Annotated in this window: 15 protein-coding genes and 1 pseudogene; 7 read left to right on the top strand and 9 right to left on the bottom strand. The window is 73.0% G+C overall.

Features of this window, described 5'->3' with window-relative positions; translation table 11 throughout:
- The first annotated feature begins 9 nt into the window (after nucleotides 1-9).
- On the top strand, nucleotides 10-1,158 hold the full coding sequence (locus JQN84_RS21165; RefSeq protein ID WP_204960232.1) for an LLM class flavin-dependent oxidoreductase: 1,149 nt from the start codon (nucleotides 10-12) through the stop codon (nucleotides 1,156-1,158).
- A 67-nt stretch (nucleotides 1,159-1,225) separates the two neighbouring features.
- Here JQN84_RS21165 and JQN84_RS21160 read toward each other — a convergent pair whose 3' ends face one another.
- Nucleotides 1,226-1,792, bottom strand: coding sequence for a hypothetical protein (locus tag JQN84_RS21160; RefSeq protein ID WP_204960231.1), 567 nt, complete (start codon nucleotides 1,790-1,792; stop codon nucleotides 1,226-1,228).
- A gap of 169 nt (nucleotides 1,793-1,961) precedes the next feature.
- On the opposite strand from JQN84_RS21160, the pseudogene JQN84_RS21155 reads away from it, so the two are divergent.
- From JQN84_RS21155 to JQN84_RS21150, 3 genes and pseudogenes are all read left to right on the top strand, one after another.
- Nucleotides 1,962-3,029, top strand: a pseudogene (locus JQN84_RS21155) (PQQ-dependent sugar dehydrogenase); the annotation flags it as partial.
- A gap of 180 nt (nucleotides 3,030-3,209) precedes the next feature.
- Nucleotides 3,210-3,467: a cellulose binding domain-containing protein gene (locus tag JQN84_RS32605; RefSeq protein WP_372446005.1), complete on the top strand. Its 258-nt coding sequence runs from the start codon at nucleotides 3,210-3,212 to the stop codon at nucleotides 3,465-3,467.
- A 123-nt stretch (nucleotides 3,468-3,590) separates the two neighbouring features.
- The gene (locus JQN84_RS21150) at nucleotides 3,591-5,294 is read left to right on the top strand and encodes a hypothetical protein (RefSeq protein ID WP_204960230.1); all 1,704 of its coding nucleotides are present in this window, start codon (nucleotides 3,591-3,593) and stop codon (nucleotides 5,292-5,294) included.
- Nucleotides 5,295-5,311: 17 nt separating this feature from the next.
- On the opposite strand, the gene JQN84_RS21145 is transcribed toward JQN84_RS21150, so the two are convergent.
- The 5 genes from JQN84_RS21145 to JQN84_RS21125 are packed head-to-tail and all read right to left on the bottom strand — an operon-like array spanning nucleotide 5,312 to nucleotide 11,028.
- Nucleotides 5,312-6,727 carry a DUF6297 family protein gene (locus JQN84_RS21145; RefSeq protein ID WP_204960229.1) on the bottom strand — a complete coding sequence of 472 codons (1,416 nt, stop codon included), beginning with the start codon at nucleotides 6,725-6,727 and terminating at the stop codon, nucleotides 5,312-5,314.
- Nucleotide 6,728: 1 nt separating this feature from the next.
- The gene (locus JQN84_RS21140) at nucleotides 6,729-7,346 is read right to left on the bottom strand and encodes an ABC transporter ATP-binding protein (RefSeq protein WP_281898037.1); all 618 of its coding nucleotides are present in this window, start codon (nucleotides 7,344-7,346) and stop codon (nucleotides 6,729-6,731) included.
- A gap of 60 nt (nucleotides 7,347-7,406) precedes the next feature.
- Complete coding sequence (locus tag JQN84_RS21135; protein ID WP_204960227.1) at nucleotides 7,407-8,330, bottom strand: carbohydrate ABC transporter permease; 924 nt, start codon at nucleotides 8,328-8,330, stop codon at nucleotides 7,407-7,409.
- Entirely contained in the window at nucleotides 8,327-9,352 is a 1,026-nt protein-coding gene (locus tag JQN84_RS21130) for an ABC transporter permease (RefSeq protein WP_204960226.1), read from the bottom strand. The genes JQN84_RS21135 and JQN84_RS21130 overlap by 4 nt, the downstream gene beginning before the upstream one ends.
- The gene (locus JQN84_RS21125) at nucleotides 9,349-11,028 is read right to left on the bottom strand and encodes an extracellular solute-binding protein (RefSeq protein WP_204960225.1); all 1,680 of its coding nucleotides are present in this window, start codon (nucleotides 11,026-11,028) and stop codon (nucleotides 9,349-9,351) included. Before JQN84_RS21125 ends, JQN84_RS21130 begins: the two co-directional genes overlap by 4 nt.
- A 219-nt stretch (nucleotides 11,029-11,247) precedes the next feature.
- Between JQN84_RS21125 and JQN84_RS21120 the strand changes: the two genes are divergently transcribed.
- Nucleotides 11,248-11,778, top strand: a complete 531-nt coding sequence (locus tag JQN84_RS21120) for a P-loop NTPase family protein (protein ID WP_204960224.1) — start codon at nucleotides 11,248-11,250, stop codon at nucleotides 11,776-11,778.
- A gap of 27 nt (nucleotides 11,779-11,805) precedes the next feature.
- Here the strand turns inward: JQN84_RS21120 and JQN84_RS21115 are convergent, their stop codons facing one another.
- The 3 genes from JQN84_RS21115 to JQN84_RS21105 form a co-directional block, all read right to left on the bottom strand.
- Nucleotides 11,806-12,612 carry a hypothetical protein gene (locus tag JQN84_RS21115; RefSeq protein WP_204960223.1) on the bottom strand — a complete coding sequence of 269 codons (807 nt, stop codon included), beginning with the start codon at nucleotides 12,610-12,612 and terminating at the stop codon, nucleotides 11,806-11,808.
- Nucleotides 12,602-13,114, bottom strand: coding sequence for a SigE family RNA polymerase sigma factor (locus JQN84_RS21110; RefSeq protein ID WP_204960222.1), 513 nt, complete (start codon nucleotides 13,112-13,114; stop codon nucleotides 12,602-12,604). The genes JQN84_RS21115 and JQN84_RS21110 overlap by 11 nt, the downstream gene beginning before the upstream one ends.
- A gap of 133 nt (nucleotides 13,115-13,247) precedes the next feature.
- A complete protein-coding gene (locus tag JQN84_RS21105) occupies nucleotides 13,248-13,868 on the bottom strand; it encodes a hypothetical protein (protein ID WP_204960221.1) in 621 nt (206 codons plus the stop codon).
- A 190-nt stretch (nucleotides 13,869-14,058) separates the two neighbouring features.
- Between JQN84_RS21105 and JQN84_RS21100 the strand changes: the two genes are divergently transcribed.
- Together JQN84_RS21100 and JQN84_RS21095 are read left to right on the top strand one after the other, a co-directional pair.
- On the top strand, nucleotides 14,059-14,589 hold the full coding sequence (locus JQN84_RS21100) for a GNAT family N-acetyltransferase (RefSeq protein ID WP_088644937.1): 531 nt from the start codon (nucleotides 14,059-14,061) through the stop codon (nucleotides 14,587-14,589).
- A 106-nt stretch (nucleotides 14,590-14,695) separates the two neighbouring features.
- Entirely contained in the window at nucleotides 14,696-15,310 is a 615-nt protein-coding gene (locus JQN84_RS21095) for a dihydrofolate reductase family protein (protein WP_145920269.1), read from the top strand.
- Nucleotides 15,311-15,352 lie beyond the last annotated feature (42 nt).

Raw genomic sequence — 15,352 nt, 5'->3', positions numbered from 1 at the left:
GGGTCACCCATGCCATCGACCGCGCTGTCCGTGCTCGACCTGTCGCCGGTGCCCGCCGGTGGCACCGTCGCCGACGCGCTGCGGCACACCGTCGACCTGGCCCGCCGGGTCGAGCAGTTCGGCTACCGCCGCTACTGGGTGGCCGAACACCACCTGGCCGCCGGGGTGGCCAGCGCCGCGCCGGCCGTGCTGATCGGGCAGGTCGCCGCAGCCACCAGCGTGCTGCGGGTCGGCTCCGGCGCGCTGCTGGTGGGGCACCGTACCGCCCTGTCGGTGGTGGAGGAGTTCGGCACCCTCGCCACCCTCCACCCGGGCCGCATCGACCTCGGCATCGGCCGGTCCGGACCGCCCCGCGCGGACGCCGCCCGGGAACCCGCCGCGTCCGTCGCACCGCCGGCCGGGGCCCGGGTGGTCGACGGGCTGCTGATCCCCGCCCCGTTCTCCTACGCCCACCTCGCCGCCGCACCCCGGTACGCGCTCGCCACCGCGCTGCTGCACCAGGCCGGCGCGCGACCGCCCGGGTTCGCCGGGCAGCTCGACGACATCCTCGCGCTGCTGCGCGGCGACTACCGGGACGCCGACGGTCTCGACGCGCACGCCGTACCGGGGGAGGGGGTGGACCTGCAGGTGTGGCTGCTGGGCAGCAGCGGCGGGGAGAGCGCCCGACTCGCCGGGGCGCGGGGCCTGCCGTTCGCCGCCAACTACCACGTCAGCCCCGCGACGGTGCTCGACGCGGTCACCGCGTACCGGGCGGCGTTCCGGCCGTCGGCGGTGCTGGCGAAGCCCTACCTGGTGGTCTCCGCCGACGTGGTCGTCGCCGACACCGACGCCGAGGCGCGTCGGCTGGCCACCCCGTACGGGCACTGGGTGCACAGCATCCGCAGCGGTGTGGGCGCGATCCCGTACCCGAGCCCCGAGCAGGCCGCCGCCCTGCCGTGGACCGCCGCCGACCGGCAGCTCGTCGCCGACCGGCTGGACACCCGGTTCGTCGGCGCGCCGGACACGGTCGCCGAGCGGCTGCGCACCCTGCGGGACGTCACCGACGCCGACGAACTGCTGGTCACCACGATCACCCACGACCATGCCGACCGGGTGCGGTCCTACCAGCTGCTGGCCAAGGAGTGGGCCCAGTCCGGCGACACCGGTCGGGCCCGCTAGCGGGCGGCGTGCCCACCCCGGCCCGGCCGGCGTCACGGATCGGGGGTGTCGGGGGCGGGGTGGCGCGTCACGGCATCGTGCTGAGCAGCCCGACCTCGGGGCGCAGGACGCCGTCCTGGCCCAGCGACCGGAAGTCGGCCTCGACGGCGGCCCGCTCCAGCCGGCCCGCCCGCACCGCGTGGTAACGCACGACCGACCAGAGGAAGACGTCGAGGGTGTCGAAACGGGTGCCGCCCTCGACGACCTCCTCCTCGTGGAACCAGAGGCCGACCTGCCCGGTGGCGAGGACCACGTGCAGGTTGCCGCCGCCGTCGGCGCCGATCGAGTAGACGTCGTCGTCGGTGAGCGTCGGCCGGTAGTCGGCGTCGAGGAGCCGGCAGTCGTTCCCGGCGAAGGCGAAGCCGTAGGACCAGTCGTGGATGTCGAGGAACCGGGGCATCCGCCCGGACCGGACGCGGCGGTCGAACGCCGCCAACGCCGAGGCGGCCGGCGGTGGCAGCCGGTCGAGCATCGGCGTCACCGGCCGGGTCGAGTCGGGCACGACGACCGGTGGGCGGTCGGCGAACCAGCGGGCGAGATCGGCGTCGAGGTCACGCTCGACGTAACCGGTCAGGTCGTCAGGGGTGAGGGTCACCGGCGGATGCTAGCCGCCGCCCCCGACAGGCCCGCCGTACCGGTAGGCGTCGGCGGGAGGGCCGCCGCCGGCGTCGGTTTCGTCCAGCGCTGCGTCTTTCACCGAGGTCGGGCTATATTGACGCAAGTCACTTAATGTCTGGGAGGTGCCCGACGTGAGAGTCCGTTCGATGGTGGCGGCAGCGGTCGCGGCGGGGCTCGCGGCCACCGGCGTCGGCACCGCGACGCTCGCCGGGGCCGCCCCGGCCGGCCCGGCCCCGGCCGCCACGACCCTGGCCCTCGGCGACTTCGACTTCACCCGTCCGCAGGTCGTGGCCACCGGCCTGACCGTACCCTGGGGGATGGACTTCCTGCCCGACGGCAGCGCCCTGACGGCCCTGCGCAACTCCGGCCAGGTGCTGCGGGTCCGCCCCGGGCAGGCCCCGGAGCAGGTGGCCCAGATCTCCGGGGTGACCGCGACCGGCGAGGGCGGCCTGCTCGGCCTCGCGGTCTCCCCGGGGTACGCCCAGGACGGCTACGTCTACGTCTACCTCAGCACCGCCACCGACAACCGGATCGTCCGGTTCCGGCTCACCACGCCGCAGACCCAGGAGCCGGTCCTCACCGGCCTGGCCCGGTCCACCATCCACAACGGCGGCCGGATCGCCTTCGGCCCCGACGGGATGCTCTACGCCGGGGTCGGTGACGCGGGGCAGACCGCCAACGCGCAGAACCCGCAGAGCCGCAACGGCAAGATCCTCCGGATGCGGCCGGACGGGTCGGCGCCGTCGGACAACCCCACGGCCGGCTCCCTGGTCTACAGCCTCGGACACCGCAACGTGCAGGGCCTGACCTGGGACGCCCAGGGGCGGCTCTACGCCGCCGAGTTCGGGCAGAACACCTGGGACGAGGTTAACCTCATCGTGCCCGGCGGCAACTACGGCTGGCCGACGGTCGAGGGGCGGGCCAACGACCCCCGGTTCCGGGACCCGCTGCTGGTCTGGACGACCGCGGAGGCGTCCCCGAGCGGCGCTGCGGTCGCCGGCAACCGGCTCTTCGTCGCCGCCCTGCGCGGCACCCGGCTGTGGACCGTGCCGCTGACCGGCACCGGCGGGGTCGGCACCCCGACGGCCGAGCTGACCGGCACCTACGGCCGCCTGCGCACCGTCGAGTACGGGCCGGACGGCTGGCTCTGGGTCACCACCAGCAACCGGGACGGGCGGGGCACCCCGGCGTCGACCGACGACCGCATCCTGCGTTTCCCGCCGCGGGACACCACCACCCCCTCGCCGACGACCCCGCCGCCCACCACCCCACCCCCGACCACGCCTGCGCCGACCACCCCGCCGCCCACCACTCCGCCACCGACCACCCCACCGCCCGTCTCGTGCCGGGTCGTCTGGCAGCCCAACCAGTGGAACGGTGGGTTCACCGCCGAGGTGTCGATCACCAACCTCGGCTCCCCGGTCACCAGTTGGTCGTTGACCTGGTCCTTCGCCGCCGACCAGCGGATCACCAACGCCTGGAACGCGCAGGTCACCCAGTCCGGCGTCGCCGTGACCGCCCGTAACGCCGCCTGGAACGGCACCGTGCCGCAGAGCGGCACGGTCAGCTTCGGTGTCCAGGGCACCTCAGGCGCGAGCAACCCGCGGCCGGCCGCCTTCCAGTTCAACGGGGGCACCTGCCTGGTCCAGTGATCAGCGACGGCGGCCGGTCCGGTCATCCCCGGACCGGCCGCCGTCCCCCGCGCCACCCGGGCCCGTCCGGGCCAGGCGGCAGCGCCGACGGAAACACCCACCGCAGTCGGTCGAACCGGGGCAATGTGCCGGATTCGCCGACGCCGGCCGTCGTTCCGGTGGAGCCTGCGAGAGACGCGATCGCGTACGGTACGGCGGAACGGGGTGGTCGTGAACCGAAGGTTCGTCGGGCTGCTGCTGGTGACCAGCCTGGTGCCGATGATCGGGGCCACCGTGCTGGTCGCCCTCGGATTCCGGGCCGCCCAGGGCATCCCCCCGCAGCTCACCGCCCTCTGGCCGTACGACACCTACCACGACCTGCGGTGGCTCTACGTCTACCACCGGTCGTGGTGGGAGTTCGTGCTCTGGCTGACCTACGTGCTGGTCGCCCGGGGCCTGTTCACCACCGGCCTGGTGCTGCTGGCCTGGCCGGTGGGGGTGCCCCGACCCTCACTGGGGTGGCTGCTGCGCCGCAACGTCGTGCTCGGCGTGCTGGTCGGCGGGTTCGTCGCACCCTGGGCGGCGATCTCGGTGGCGGCGTCGGTGGTGGCCCTGTCCTGGGTGCTGCTGGCGTCGCTGCTGCCGATGTTCCTGCTCGCGCCGTTCCTGCAACGGGTGGCCGTGGTGGAGCACTGGTGGCGGGGGCTGCCGTCGATCTCGTTGGTCGGCTGGTCACTGCTGAACTTCGTGGTGCTGACCGTGGCCGGCGCGCTGTGCTGGGTGGTGCCCGGCTGGTGGACGGTGCCGGTGGCCGGGGTGGCGGGGGCGCTCAACGGGGTGCTGTGGAACCGGACCGTCCGGGCAGCGCTGCTGCGCTCGCGGCTACGGTGGGCCCGGGTGCCGGTGACCCCGCTGGCGGCGCTGCTGGCCGTGGCCGTGCCGCTGGTCATCCCGCCGGTGACGGAGCTGGTCCCGGGCAACGAGCAGTGGATCAGGACGGCGGTGCTGGAACGACCGCTGCCCGCCGCGGTCACCCACGCGGTGATCGTGCTCACCGGCTACGGCTCGGACTACGGCGGTGAGCAGCCGTCCGACCCCCGGGTGCAGCGCTTCTCCTACCGGGGGCTCGACCCCGACGGCAGGCCGCTGTCGTACGGGTCGGCGGACACCACCCGGTCGATGGCGGACAGCGTGGCGCTGCTCGCCCGGCAGGTGGAGCTGCTGCACCGGCGTACCGGGCGGCAGGTGGCGCTGATCGGGGAGAGCGAGGGGGCGATGGTGGCCCGCACCTATCTGGCCCGGCGGCACGACCCGGCGGTCGACATCCTGGTCATGTTCAGTCCGTTGATCTACGCCGGCCGGGCCTACTACCCGCCCCCGCACCACGACCAGGGCTGGGGGGTGGTCACCGGTTGGCAACTGCGTGCCATCTTCGGTCTCGCCGACGTCGGCGGCGGGCCGGACGAGCCGTTCATCAGGTCGCTGCTCGACGACGCGCCGTTCTACCGCAACCAGCTGATGTGTCCCGTGCCGGGGGTCCGGATCGTCGCCTTCCTGCCCACCGCGACGGCCACCGAGGCGCCGCCGGGGGAGTACAGCCGGATTCCGGTCTACCAGATCCCCGGCGTGCACGGTGGCCTACTGGACCGCAGCCTGCTCCAGGACCGGTTGATCGACTTCCTGCTCGGTAAACCGATCGCCCACACCCGGGCCGAGTACCCGCTGTTGCAGAGCTTCGCCGCCGCCTGGCAGGCGCCGCCGCTGCCGATCGCGGCGAACCCGGCCTGGGCGGGCAACCGGCAACCCGACCCGGCGTTCACCGGCCGGGTCTGCCTGCCGGCCCGCTGAGCGTCCGGCCGCCGCCGTCACCCCGCGAGCAGTTGGACGACCACCAGCACGGCGACCAGGTCCGGGCCGCGCAGCACCTGCCGGACCAGATCGACGGGCACCATCGCGAACGGGGTGTTGACCACCGCCCCGCCGTACCGCATGGGTGGGCGGGTGCCGGCCCAGAAGGCGGCCGTCACGATCCCGAGCAGCAGCACCGCGTCGAGCGGTACGGGGACCGGCCGCAGCGCCGGCAGGGTGGCCAGGTACCACACGGTGGCCCCGAGGCCCGGCACGACGAGGTGCGTCAGCCGCAGCAGGGCGTCGTTGCCGCCGAGGGACCGCCGCAGCCCCGCCGACCGGCTCACCGCGCGCAGCCCACCGGTGAGCCGACAGGTCGCCAGGTACGCCAGGACCAGGTGCGCGGGACCCGCGACCGACGGCAGCGCCACCGCGACGGCGTACATGGTCAGCAGCGCCCCGGCCCAGCCGACGAGGGCGCCCCGACGCCGCGACAACCGGCGTACCTCCGTCTGGAGCAGCACCGCGAACCGGCCGCCGGCCCGCAGGGGCCGGCCGCTTACCAGGCCGATCGCGCGCCACCTGCGGCTCTCCACCAGCGCGGCGAGCAGCGACGGATCCAGCAGCACGGCGGCGGTGGTGGCGGCGTTGGCGAACTGCGCCCCCGTGGTCAGCGCCGCCCGGTCCACCCGGGGCAGCCGCCGGTACGCGCTGACGGTCGACGCCACCGCGACCGGCAGCAACGCCAGGCCGACGGTGGGAGTGAGCGGCACCGGCAGCAGCGGGAGGGACCGTCCGGCGGCGTGCCCGAGCACCACCAGCACCGCGATCGTCGCCCCGGCGGCGGGCAGCCCGACGGCGAGCCGTCGCGCCCAGCGGGGCGTGGGGCGGGCGCTCTGGGCGACCACGGCCCAGCCGGTCGCGGTGGCCCCGCAGCTGACCCCGGCCACCGCCGCCCAGGCCAGGTCGGCGGGGCGGTCGTGGCCGCCGGCGACGGCGGCGGCCACCGCCAGCACACCGCCGCCGACGGTGCCGCCGCCGACCAGGGCACCGAACCGGGGGAGCAGCCACGCCCGCCGGTCCACCGGGGAACTGACCAGCCAGGCCTGTGCGGCCGGGGTGACCAGCAGCGGTCCGGTCAGCCGCAGGCCCCACCAGACGAGCCCGGCCCCCGCCGTGACGGCGGCGACGGCGATCCAGTACCTGTCGCCCGGGTCGGTGCGGGCGACCTGCGGGGCCGTCAGGTGGTCGCGGATCGCGGCGACCGCGAACCAGCCGTACAGGGCGACGAACAGCACCACGACGTAGGCGTCGGTGAGCACCTCGCCGAGCGAACCGGGATGGTGCCGGCGGCGGGCGTCGCGCAGCCGGGCCCGCACCTGCCGGGGCGTGGGCGTGGCCAGCGCGGGCGGAGAGGTCCTGGTCGACGTCACCTCAACCGCCGATCTCGATCCGCCGGTCGGCGACCGCGTCGATCAGGTCGGTGTCGTGTGACGCCATCAGCACCGCCGTGCCGGTCGCCTTCTCCCGCAGCAGCCGCTGCGCCAGCCAGGCCCGGCCCCGGACGTCGAGGCGCTGCTCCGGCTCGTCGAGGACGAGCAGCCGGCGTGGGCGTACGAAGCAGGAGGCGAGGGCGAGGCGGCGGCGCTGCCCGCTGGACAGCGTCGCCGGTAGTTGGTCGCGGGCCGGTTCGAGACCCAGCTCGGCGAGCACCTCCGCGACGGGTCCGGCGGTGCCGCCGTGGGCGTAGGCGAGCAGTTCGAGGTGCTCGACGACGGACAGGTCGGGGAAGAAGTCGATGTCGTCGAGGGCGGCGGCGACCGCCGCCCGGACCCGGGGGTCGGTCTCGTCGCAGCGCCGGCCGTCGAGCAGGATCTCGCCCTCATCCGGGCGGTCCGCCCCGACGACGCAGCGCAGCAGGGTGGTCTTGCCGGCACCGTTGGGTCCGACGACGACGGCGACCTGACCCGCGTCGAGGTCGAAGCGCACGTCGTCGAGGACGACAAGCGCGCCGAACCGGCGGGTCAGCCCGCGTACGGCAAGGGTGCTCACGACCGCCCACTGTCGCACGCGGGCCGCCATCCCCGCCGACCCGCCCCCGCCCCGGACCGGTCAGCCCTTCACGGCACCGATCAGCACGCCCTTGATGAAGTGGCGCTGGATGAACGGGTACACCGCGACGATCGGGGCGACGGTGAGCACGACCACCGCCATCTTGATGGCCTCGGTCGGCGGCATCGACACTCCGGTGCTGCCGCCGGAGGTGTGCGGGGCCTGACCGGCCAGCAGGTAGCTCTGCAACACCCGCTGGATCGGGTACATGTCGTTGCGGTCGATGAACAGCAGCGCGTCGAACCAGACGTTCCAGTAGCTCACCGCGTAGAACAGGCCCACCACGGCGATGACCGCCCGGGACAGCGGCAGCACGATCTGGCCCAGGGTACGGAAGTGGCTCGCCCCGTCGACCCGGGCGCTGTCCAGCAGTTCCTGCGGGATGGCCTGGAAGAAGCCCCGCACCACGACCAGGTTGAACACGCTGATCGCCGGCGGCAGGATCAGCGCCCAGATGGTGTCCTTGAGGCCCAGCCCGGTCACCACCAGGTACTTCGGCACCAGCGGCGGGTAGACCAGGAACGGGACCAGGAAGTAGATCAGCAGCCAGCGGTAGCCGACCGAACGTGGCTGGGACAGCCCATACGCGGCCAGCACGGTCACCGTCAACGCCAGCGCGCTGCCGATGACGGTGACCAGCGTGCTGATCCACAGCGCCCGGGTGACCGCCCCACCGGCGAAGATCGTCTCGTAGGCCGCGGTGTCGATGCCCCGGGGGATGACGACGATGCCGCCGGCCTCGGCGAGGGCCTCCCGGGAGGACAGGCTGGTCACCAGGATCACCCAGAGCGGGAAGAGCACGCTGAGCACGAGCAGGCCCAGGAAAGCGGCTTTGAGCCCCTGGCCGATCCGGGTCGGTGGCTCCTCCCACACCGGCCGGCGGTTGCGTCCGGTGCGGGCCCGCAGTGCGACGGTCTCGGTCATTTCGAGTAGATCCCCCGTTCGCCGAGCAGGTGGGCGACCCGGTTGGCGGCCAGGATCAGGCCGAGCCCGATCGCGGCCTTGAACAGGCCGGCCGCCGCGCCGTAGCCGTAGTTCCCGGTGGCGATGGAGAAGTGGTAGACGAACGTGTCGAGCACCTCGGCGGCCTGCCGGCCCACCGCGTCGCGTTGCAGCAGGAACTGTTCGAAGCCGACCGAGAGCGCGTCGCCCAGCCGCAGGATGAGCAGCAGCACGATCACCGGGCGTAGACCGGGCAGGGTGATGTGCCACAGCCGCCGCCACCGGCCGGCGCCGTCGGCCGCCGCCGCCTCGTAGAGGCTGGTGTCGATGGTGGACAGCGCGGCGAGGAAGACGATGGTTCCCCAGCCGACGTCCTTCCAGACCGCCTCGGCGGTGACCAGGATGATGAAGGTGTCCGGGTTGGTCATCACGTTCCACGGCTGCATCCCGGCGTCGCGCATGGTCTGCGCCAGCAGTCCGGCGCCGCCGAGCATGGCGACGAAGAAGGTGACCACCAGCACCCAGCTGAAGAAGTGCGGCAGATAGACGACGGTCTGCACGAAGCCGCGCCACCGGCTGGACAGCAGGTTGTGCAGCATGATCGCCAGGAAGATCGGCAGCGGGAAGAAGAAGACCAGTTGGAACGCGGTGATCGCCAGGGTGTTGCGGAACGCCTCCCAGAAGGCCGAGTCCTCGAACAACAGCTGGAACTGCCCGAACCCGATCCAGTTGCTGCGCGCGAACGCCTGCAACGGGTTGTCCCCCAGGTAGGGGTTGTAGTCCTGGAAGGCGATGACGTTGCCCAGGATCGGCAGGTAGCTGAAGACCAGCAGGACGAGGAAGCCGGGCGTCACCATGGCCAGCAGTTGCCAGTCCCGGGCGAGTCGGGTGCGCAGCGGCACCCGCCGCCGACGGGCGGGACGGCGTTCTCGCCCCGCCAGGGTGGGCCCGTCGGGCCGGGTCCGGTCGGACCCGGCCGCGACGGTGGTGTCGCGAGTGGTCATCGCCCGGCCTTGGGTAGCGACTTGGCGAGCAGTTCCCGCGCTTCCTCGCCCCCGTTGGCCTTCCACTCCTGCACGATGGCGTCGATGTCGGACAGTGGCCGGCGACCCCGCAGCATGTCGGTGAACTTGTCCTCGGTGGGCACCTGGTTGGCCTTGTACGCGGCCGGCATCTCCAGCTTCACCCCGTCCCACGGGTCCTTCTCCAGGAACTTCACCATGTTGTTGGAGTAGTTCAGCAGGTCCGGTACGTAGTTCGGGGTCTCCGGGTACGGGCCGATGGTGGGGTTGCGCCCACTGATGAAGAAGTACTGGTTGGCGATCTCCTTGAACGCCAGGTCGGTCTTGACCGGCCCGTTCGGGGTGCTGGTGTGGTGCTTGCCCGCCACCCCGTAGTCCCGCAGCTGCGCCTCCTGCGAACCCAGCGGCGCGGAGCACCAGTTCATGATCCGCAGCAGTTCCTCGACCCGGTCCTTGCCGAGTCCCTTCCTGACGAAGGTGAAGGAGATCGGCTCGTCGTCGCCCCAGACCAGGGGGTCACCGCCGGTGGCCGAGAAGATCGGCACCGGCTGGATGTTCAGCTTGGGGTTGACCTTCTGGTGCTCGGCCTGGGCGCCCTGCCAGAAGCCCACCCCGTTGCGGGAGAAGACGATCGCGCCGTTCTTGGCGAACAGTTGGACGTTGTCCGCGCCCTTGCTGGCGACGATCTCGGGGTGGACCAGACCGTCCTTGTAGATCTTGGCCATCACCTCCAGGGCCTGCCGGTACTCCGGGGTCTCGTACTTGAACTCCGGGGTCCCGTCGGCCTTCAGCCGCCAGCCCTGCTTGGAGGCCGGCACCTTGTGGTACATCTGGATCATCTCGAAGACGTTGTCGAACGCCCACACCTTCTTGGCCGGGTCGGTGACCTGCTTGGCCACGGTGAGCAGGTCGTTGAGCGACGCCGGCACCGCCAGCCCGCGCGCGTCGAGCAGGTCCTTGCGGGTGAACAACGCCCACGGGAACGGCCCGTCGGTCGGGTTGGGCACGGCCATCAGCCGCTCGTTCCACAGCGAGTTGCGCCAGGCGCCGGTGGGGAACGAGGCCAGCATCGGGTACGCGTTGGCCGCGTCGCCCTTGAGGTAGTCGGTGAGGTCCTCGAAGAGCACCTTGATCGCCTCGGAGAAGCGCGGGATCTTCTGCACCTCCCAACCCGGCACGCAGAGCAGTTCCGGGACGTCCCGCGCGCCGAGCATCGCGTTGAGCTTGTCGGCGTAGGTGTTGCCGTCCTGGATGGTGAAGTTCACCGGCGTGCCCAGCTCGGCGTTGACCGCCTGGAGGTAGGCGTTCTGGGCGACTCCGGGTGGGGCCGGACCCCAGGCCGGGGTCATCGCGGTGATCTCCTTGCCGCTGGTGCCGGGCCGCTCGGTGATCGCGTCGACCAGTGAGGTCGGGTACTTCGTGTAGCCGTCGGGCACCGGTCGGGTGCCGATGATGTCGGGCTTGATGCTCTGGGCGAGGTCCTTCTGCGTCGGCAGCAGGTTGGCGTACGCGTCCAGGTTCTGCGCGGCGCCGGAGCCGGCCGGCTTCTCGGAGCACCCGGCGAGCAGGGGGCCGCCGGCGATGGCGGCCGTGCCGAGGCCGACCAGGCCGAGGAAGTGGCGGCGCGAGGCCTTCGAGCCGGGTTGCTGGGGTGTCATCGGTTCCCCCTCGAAAAGGGCTGGTGGTGGATTCGCAGGTGGAAGTGGAGCTAGTTGGTCTGGATGTTAAACAAACTAATGGACGGCGGGAGATTCCGACAAGAGGCATCGACACCCGCCGTGCCGACCGGCGGCCGGCCGCCCGCGCCCGGCGACCGTCGCGCCGGACCGCCCCGGGCGCACCGTGCGGACCGCGTACCTGCTGCGTAGGCTGCCCGGATGAGCGCACCGTCCCGCATCCTGGTCTACGGGGTGTACGGCGCGGGCAAGTCCACACTCGCCGCGGAACTGGCCGACCGGCTGGGCCTGCCCTGGCACCCCGTCGACGACCTGCTGTGGCTGCCCGGCTGGGTCGAGGTGCCGGTCGCCGAGCAACGCGACCGGATCACCCGGATCTGCCAGGGCGAACAGTGGATCATCGACGGGGCCTACCACGGGTGGCGGGACGTGCCGCTGGGCCGCGCCGACCTGGTCGTCGCCCTGGACTACCCGCGCTGGCTGTCCTTGGGGCGGTTGCTGCGCCGCACCCTCCGCCGGTTGGTGACCGGCGAGGTGATCTGCAACGGCAACCGGGAGACACTGCGCAGCGTGCTGTCCCGGGACTCGATCCTGCTCTGGCACGTCGGCGCGTACGGCCGGGCCCGCCGCCGGATGCGGGCCTGGCAGACCGACCCCACCGGGCCGCCTGTGCTGCGCTTCGACTCCCCGGCGGAACTGGACCGCTGGCTGGCCGGCCTGCCCCGACGGTGAGCGCGGCCACCCGCGCCCGGGCCGGGCTCAGCCCTGCGGTGCGGGGCCGTTGTCGACGAACCGGAACACCGTCGTCAGCGGGGCGTCGCCCAGTTCCTCGAGGATCAGCCCGCGACGGCTGGAGTACTGCAGGTACGCCGAGTTGTTGCTGACGGCATAGGTCCGCTGGCCACCGGCCGTACCGTCGACGGTGATCGAGAACAGTTGCCGTGGCTCCGTCGGCTCACACGGGGCCCCGGCCACGGTGAGCGGCTGGGAACCCGACGACCGGACCTGCCAACAGGCAAGGTCGCCGTCGGCGTCCGGTTCGGCGGTCCGGACCAGGTAGGTGCCGGAACCCTGGGGTACGAAGACGAACAGCGACCGGCCTTCGTCGCCGTCGACCTCACCGAGGCGACCGTCGTCGAGCAGGGACACCGCGCCCTCCGCCGCCGCGGACCGCACCAGGGCGTACCGGCGCTGCCCGAGCCGCAACGGATCGGCGGTCGCCGAACCCTGCGGTGTGGCATCCGTCGCGCCGGGCGTCGGGCCACCGGTGGCCGGGGTACGCGGCGTCGGCCCGGTGGACGGGGTCGCCGTGGGCGGCGTCGACGTCGTGGCGGGCGGACCGACGGGCACGGTGGCCTGCGGCGGCCCTGCCAGGCGGGCCACGGCGAAACCGGCCCCCAGCGTCCCCAGCACCACGACCCCCACCGCGGCCGTCGCGACGTGCCGCTGCCGACGCCTGCGGTCGCCCCGCCGGCGGACCTCGGCGACCGTGGCGAGCCGACCGGTCTGCCCGGCGTGCCGGGCCAGCCCCCGCAGGGCGTCGTCGAGCATGTCGTCAGACCCCATGGCCCCTCCCCGCCGTCGTCTGCTGTTCGTCGCCGCTCAGGTACCCGGCCAGGCCCCGGCGGCCCCGGGCCAGCCGGGTCTTGACGGTGTTCGGATTCGCCCGGGTCTCCACGGCGATCTCGGCCACGCTGAGGCCGACCAGATGGTGCAGCACGATCGCCCGGCGCTGCTCGCCGGGGATGCGCCGCAACGCCTCGACCAGCACGACATGATCGACCGAGATCGCATCGACCTGCTGGGCGACCGCCTCCCGACGGTGGGCCCGCACCCGGTTCACCGTCTTGCGCCAGGCGCTCACCGCGATCCGGTACGCCACCTTGCGCACCCACGCCTCGGGGCTGTCGCACTCCCGCACCGTCGACCAGCGGCTCCAGGCACGGGCGTACGCCTCGGCCACCGCGTCCTCGGCCTCGGTACGGCTGCCGACCATCGCGTACACCTGCCCCAGCACCCGCTGGGCCGACGAGGCGTAGAACGCGTCGAACTCCTCGGCGTCACGCATCGATCACGATCTCCACCACCCGCTCGCCTCTGGTCCCGTCCCACCCTGCGCCCGGCCCCGCCCGCCGCTGTCGCGCCCCGTTCCGGTCGGGTCGGCCGGCGTCGTGCCCCCGGCCGACCCGACCGGCCCACCGTCACCGTCCGGCCGGTGCCGGCCCGTTGTCGGTGAACCGGAAACTGCTGGTCGGCGGGGCGTCACCCAACTCCTCGAGGATGAGACCGGAGCGCGCGGAGGTCCGCAGGAACGCCCCGGCGCTGCTGATCAGGTACGACGGCGTGCTGCCGGCCGCCGCGACGATCTCGAACTGCTGGCGCGCGTCGTCGCTGCGGCAGGTGGCCGCCTGCACCACCAACGGCTGGCTGTTGCCCGGATTATGCACCCGCCAGCACAGCGGGCCGGCACTGGTCCGGGCGTACGCCTTGATCAGGTACTTGCCACCGCCCAGCGGGGTCGGTACGAACAGCTGCCGCCCCTGGTCGTCGTCGACCTCGGCCAACCGCCCGGAGTCGGTCAGCGACAGGCCGCCCTCGAACGAACCGACCCGGACGATCGTGTACTGCCGGGTGCCGGTGAACCCGCGCGGGGCGGAACTCGTCTTCGGCGGGGTGGCGGACAGCCCCACCGCCACCGCCGCCGTCTTCCGCTGCGGCTCGGCCGGGGGCGCGTCGGCCCCGGGCCGCGACTGGGCACAGGCCGCCAGCGCGCCGGTCAGGGCCAGCAGCCCGACGCCCGCGAGCCATCGTTTCGTCGACATCGTTCGCTCCTTCTGGTGGGGGATCTCCGTCGACGTACCGGCCCGGTCGTCGCCGCCGGTACCCGACTCACCCCTCAGGACGTCCGGAACGGCCCCCCGGTTTCACCGCCCACCACGATCTTTTCCGCCGGCGACCGGACCGCGGCGTCGGCGCGCCCACCCCCTCGTCCGGCGGGGGTACCTTCGGCGGATGCCTGACCTGATCGCCCCCACCGCCCACCTGCGCGACGCATGGCAGGAAGCGCACGCGGAATGGGGGCCGGGGCAGCACGAGGACGGCTTCGGACTGCGCCCGTCCGACGAGGTGGACACGCCGGCCGGGTTCGCCGCCTGGCTGGCACGACTGACGCCACCGCCGGACCGGTCTGGGGCGACCGACCACACCTGCACGTACCGCTGGATCATCGAGCGGGAGCCGGGACGGGTGCAGGTGCTCGGCGGGATCGCCCTGCGCCCCGACCACGACGAACAGGCGCACTGGGCCGGCCATCTCGGGTACGGCATCCGTCCCTCCGCACGCCGCCGGGGGCTGGCCACCTGGGCGGTGCGACGGATGCTCGCCGAGGCACGGCTACTCGGTCGGGAACGGCTGCTGGTCGTCTGCGCGACCGACAATGTTGCCTCGGCCCGGACGATCGAACGGTGCGGCGGCCTTTTCGAGGGCATCGGGGACACCCGCTTCGGCCCCACCCGACGCTACCGGATCAGGCTGCGCGGTTAGGGCCCGCTCACGACGGGCCGGACCGTCGGCCGGGGGATGGGCGATGTCCGACCGGGAAGTTTGGGATGCTGGGCCGGTCCGGCTACCGACCTGAAGGGACCTCCCGATGGCAAAGGTCATCTCCACGCTGTTCATCTCGGCCGACGGCGTGGCCGAGATCGACCCCGACTGGCACTTCCCGTACTTCGACGACAACATGGGGCGGGCCGTCAGCGCGGACTACGACACCGCCGACGTGCTGCTGCTCGGCCGGGAGACCTACGACAGCTTCGCCGGGGCGTGGCCCGACCGGGAGGCCGCCGGCGGTGACGACGCCCCCTTCGCCAAGCAGCTCGGCGACCTGCGCAAGGTGGTCGTCACGCGGCAGGCGAGGGAGCTGCCCTGGCGCAACTCCGAGGTGCTCGACGGTGACCTCCTCGACGTCGTCGCCGCGCTGCGTGACGACCCCGGTGTCGGCGGCGTCCTCATCCCCGGCTCGATCTCGGTGGTGCAGCAGCTGCTCGCCGCCGGGCTCGTCGACGAGCTGCGGCTGCTGGTGCACCCGGTGGCGGCGCGCAAGGGCCGCAGGCTGTTCGACGACGGGAACACCCCGTACCACCTGCGGGTGACCACGACCGAGGTGTACCCGACCGGGGTGATCCGGGTGATCTACGCGCCGACCGACGCGCCGGCGGCGGCCGGCTACGACGAGGCCAAGGAACAGTTGGCCGCCGGGGAGTAGCCCCCTGCCGACGGTGCCGTCCCGTCGTGACGCGCGACAGGC

The organism is Micromonospora humidisoli, assembly GCF_016900955.1.
GTDB classification, from domain to species: domain Bacteria; phylum Actinomycetota; class Actinomycetes; order Mycobacteriales; family Micromonosporaceae; genus Micromonospora; species Micromonospora wenchangensis.
Note: the sequence above shows the minus strand (reverse complement) of the source record. Positions and strands in the feature narration are given on the sequence as shown.

Bases quoted from the DNA above. Each gene is read 5' to 3' on its own strand.
- JQN84_RS21165 (WP_204960232.1), top strand. From the start codon at position 10: ATGCCATCGACCGCGCTGTCCGTGCTCGACCTGTCGCCGGTGCCCGCC.
- JQN84_RS21150 (WP_204960230.1), top strand. From the start codon at position 3,591: ATGTGCCGGATTCGCCGACGCCGGCCGTCGTTCCGGTGGAGCCTGCGA.
- JQN84_RS21135 (WP_204960227.1), bottom strand. From the start codon at position 8,330: ATGACCGAGACCGTCGCACTGCGGGCCCGCACCGGACGCAACCGCCGG.
- JQN84_RS21130 (WP_204960226.1), bottom strand. From the start codon at position 9,352: ATGACCACTCGCGACACCACCGTCGCGGCCGGGTCCGACCGGACCCGG.
- JQN84_RS21125 (WP_204960225.1), bottom strand. From the start codon at position 11,028: ATGACACCCCAGCAACCCGGCTCGAAGGCCTCGCGCCGCCACTTCCTC.
- JQN84_RS21120 (WP_204960224.1), top strand. From the start codon at position 11,248: ATGAGCGCACCGTCCCGCATCCTGGTCTACGGGGTGTACGGCGCGGGC.
- JQN84_RS21115 (WP_204960223.1), bottom strand. From the start codon at position 12,612: ATGGGGTCTGACGACATGCTCGACGACGCCCTGCGGGGGCTGGCCCGG.
- JQN84_RS21110 (WP_204960222.1), bottom strand. From the start codon at position 13,114: ATGCGTGACGCCGAGGAGTTCGACGCGTTCTACGCCTCGTCGGCCCAG.
- JQN84_RS21105 (WP_204960221.1), bottom strand. From the start codon at position 13,868: ATGTCGACGAAACGATGGCTCGCGGGCGTCGGGCTGCTGGCCCTGACC.
- JQN84_RS21100 (WP_088644937.1), top strand. From the start codon at position 14,059: ATGCCTGACCTGATCGCCCCCACCGCCCACCTGCGCGACGCATGGCAG.
- JQN84_RS21095 (WP_145920269.1), top strand. From the start codon at position 14,696: ATGGCAAAGGTCATCTCCACGCTGTTCATCTCGGCCGACGGCGTGGCC.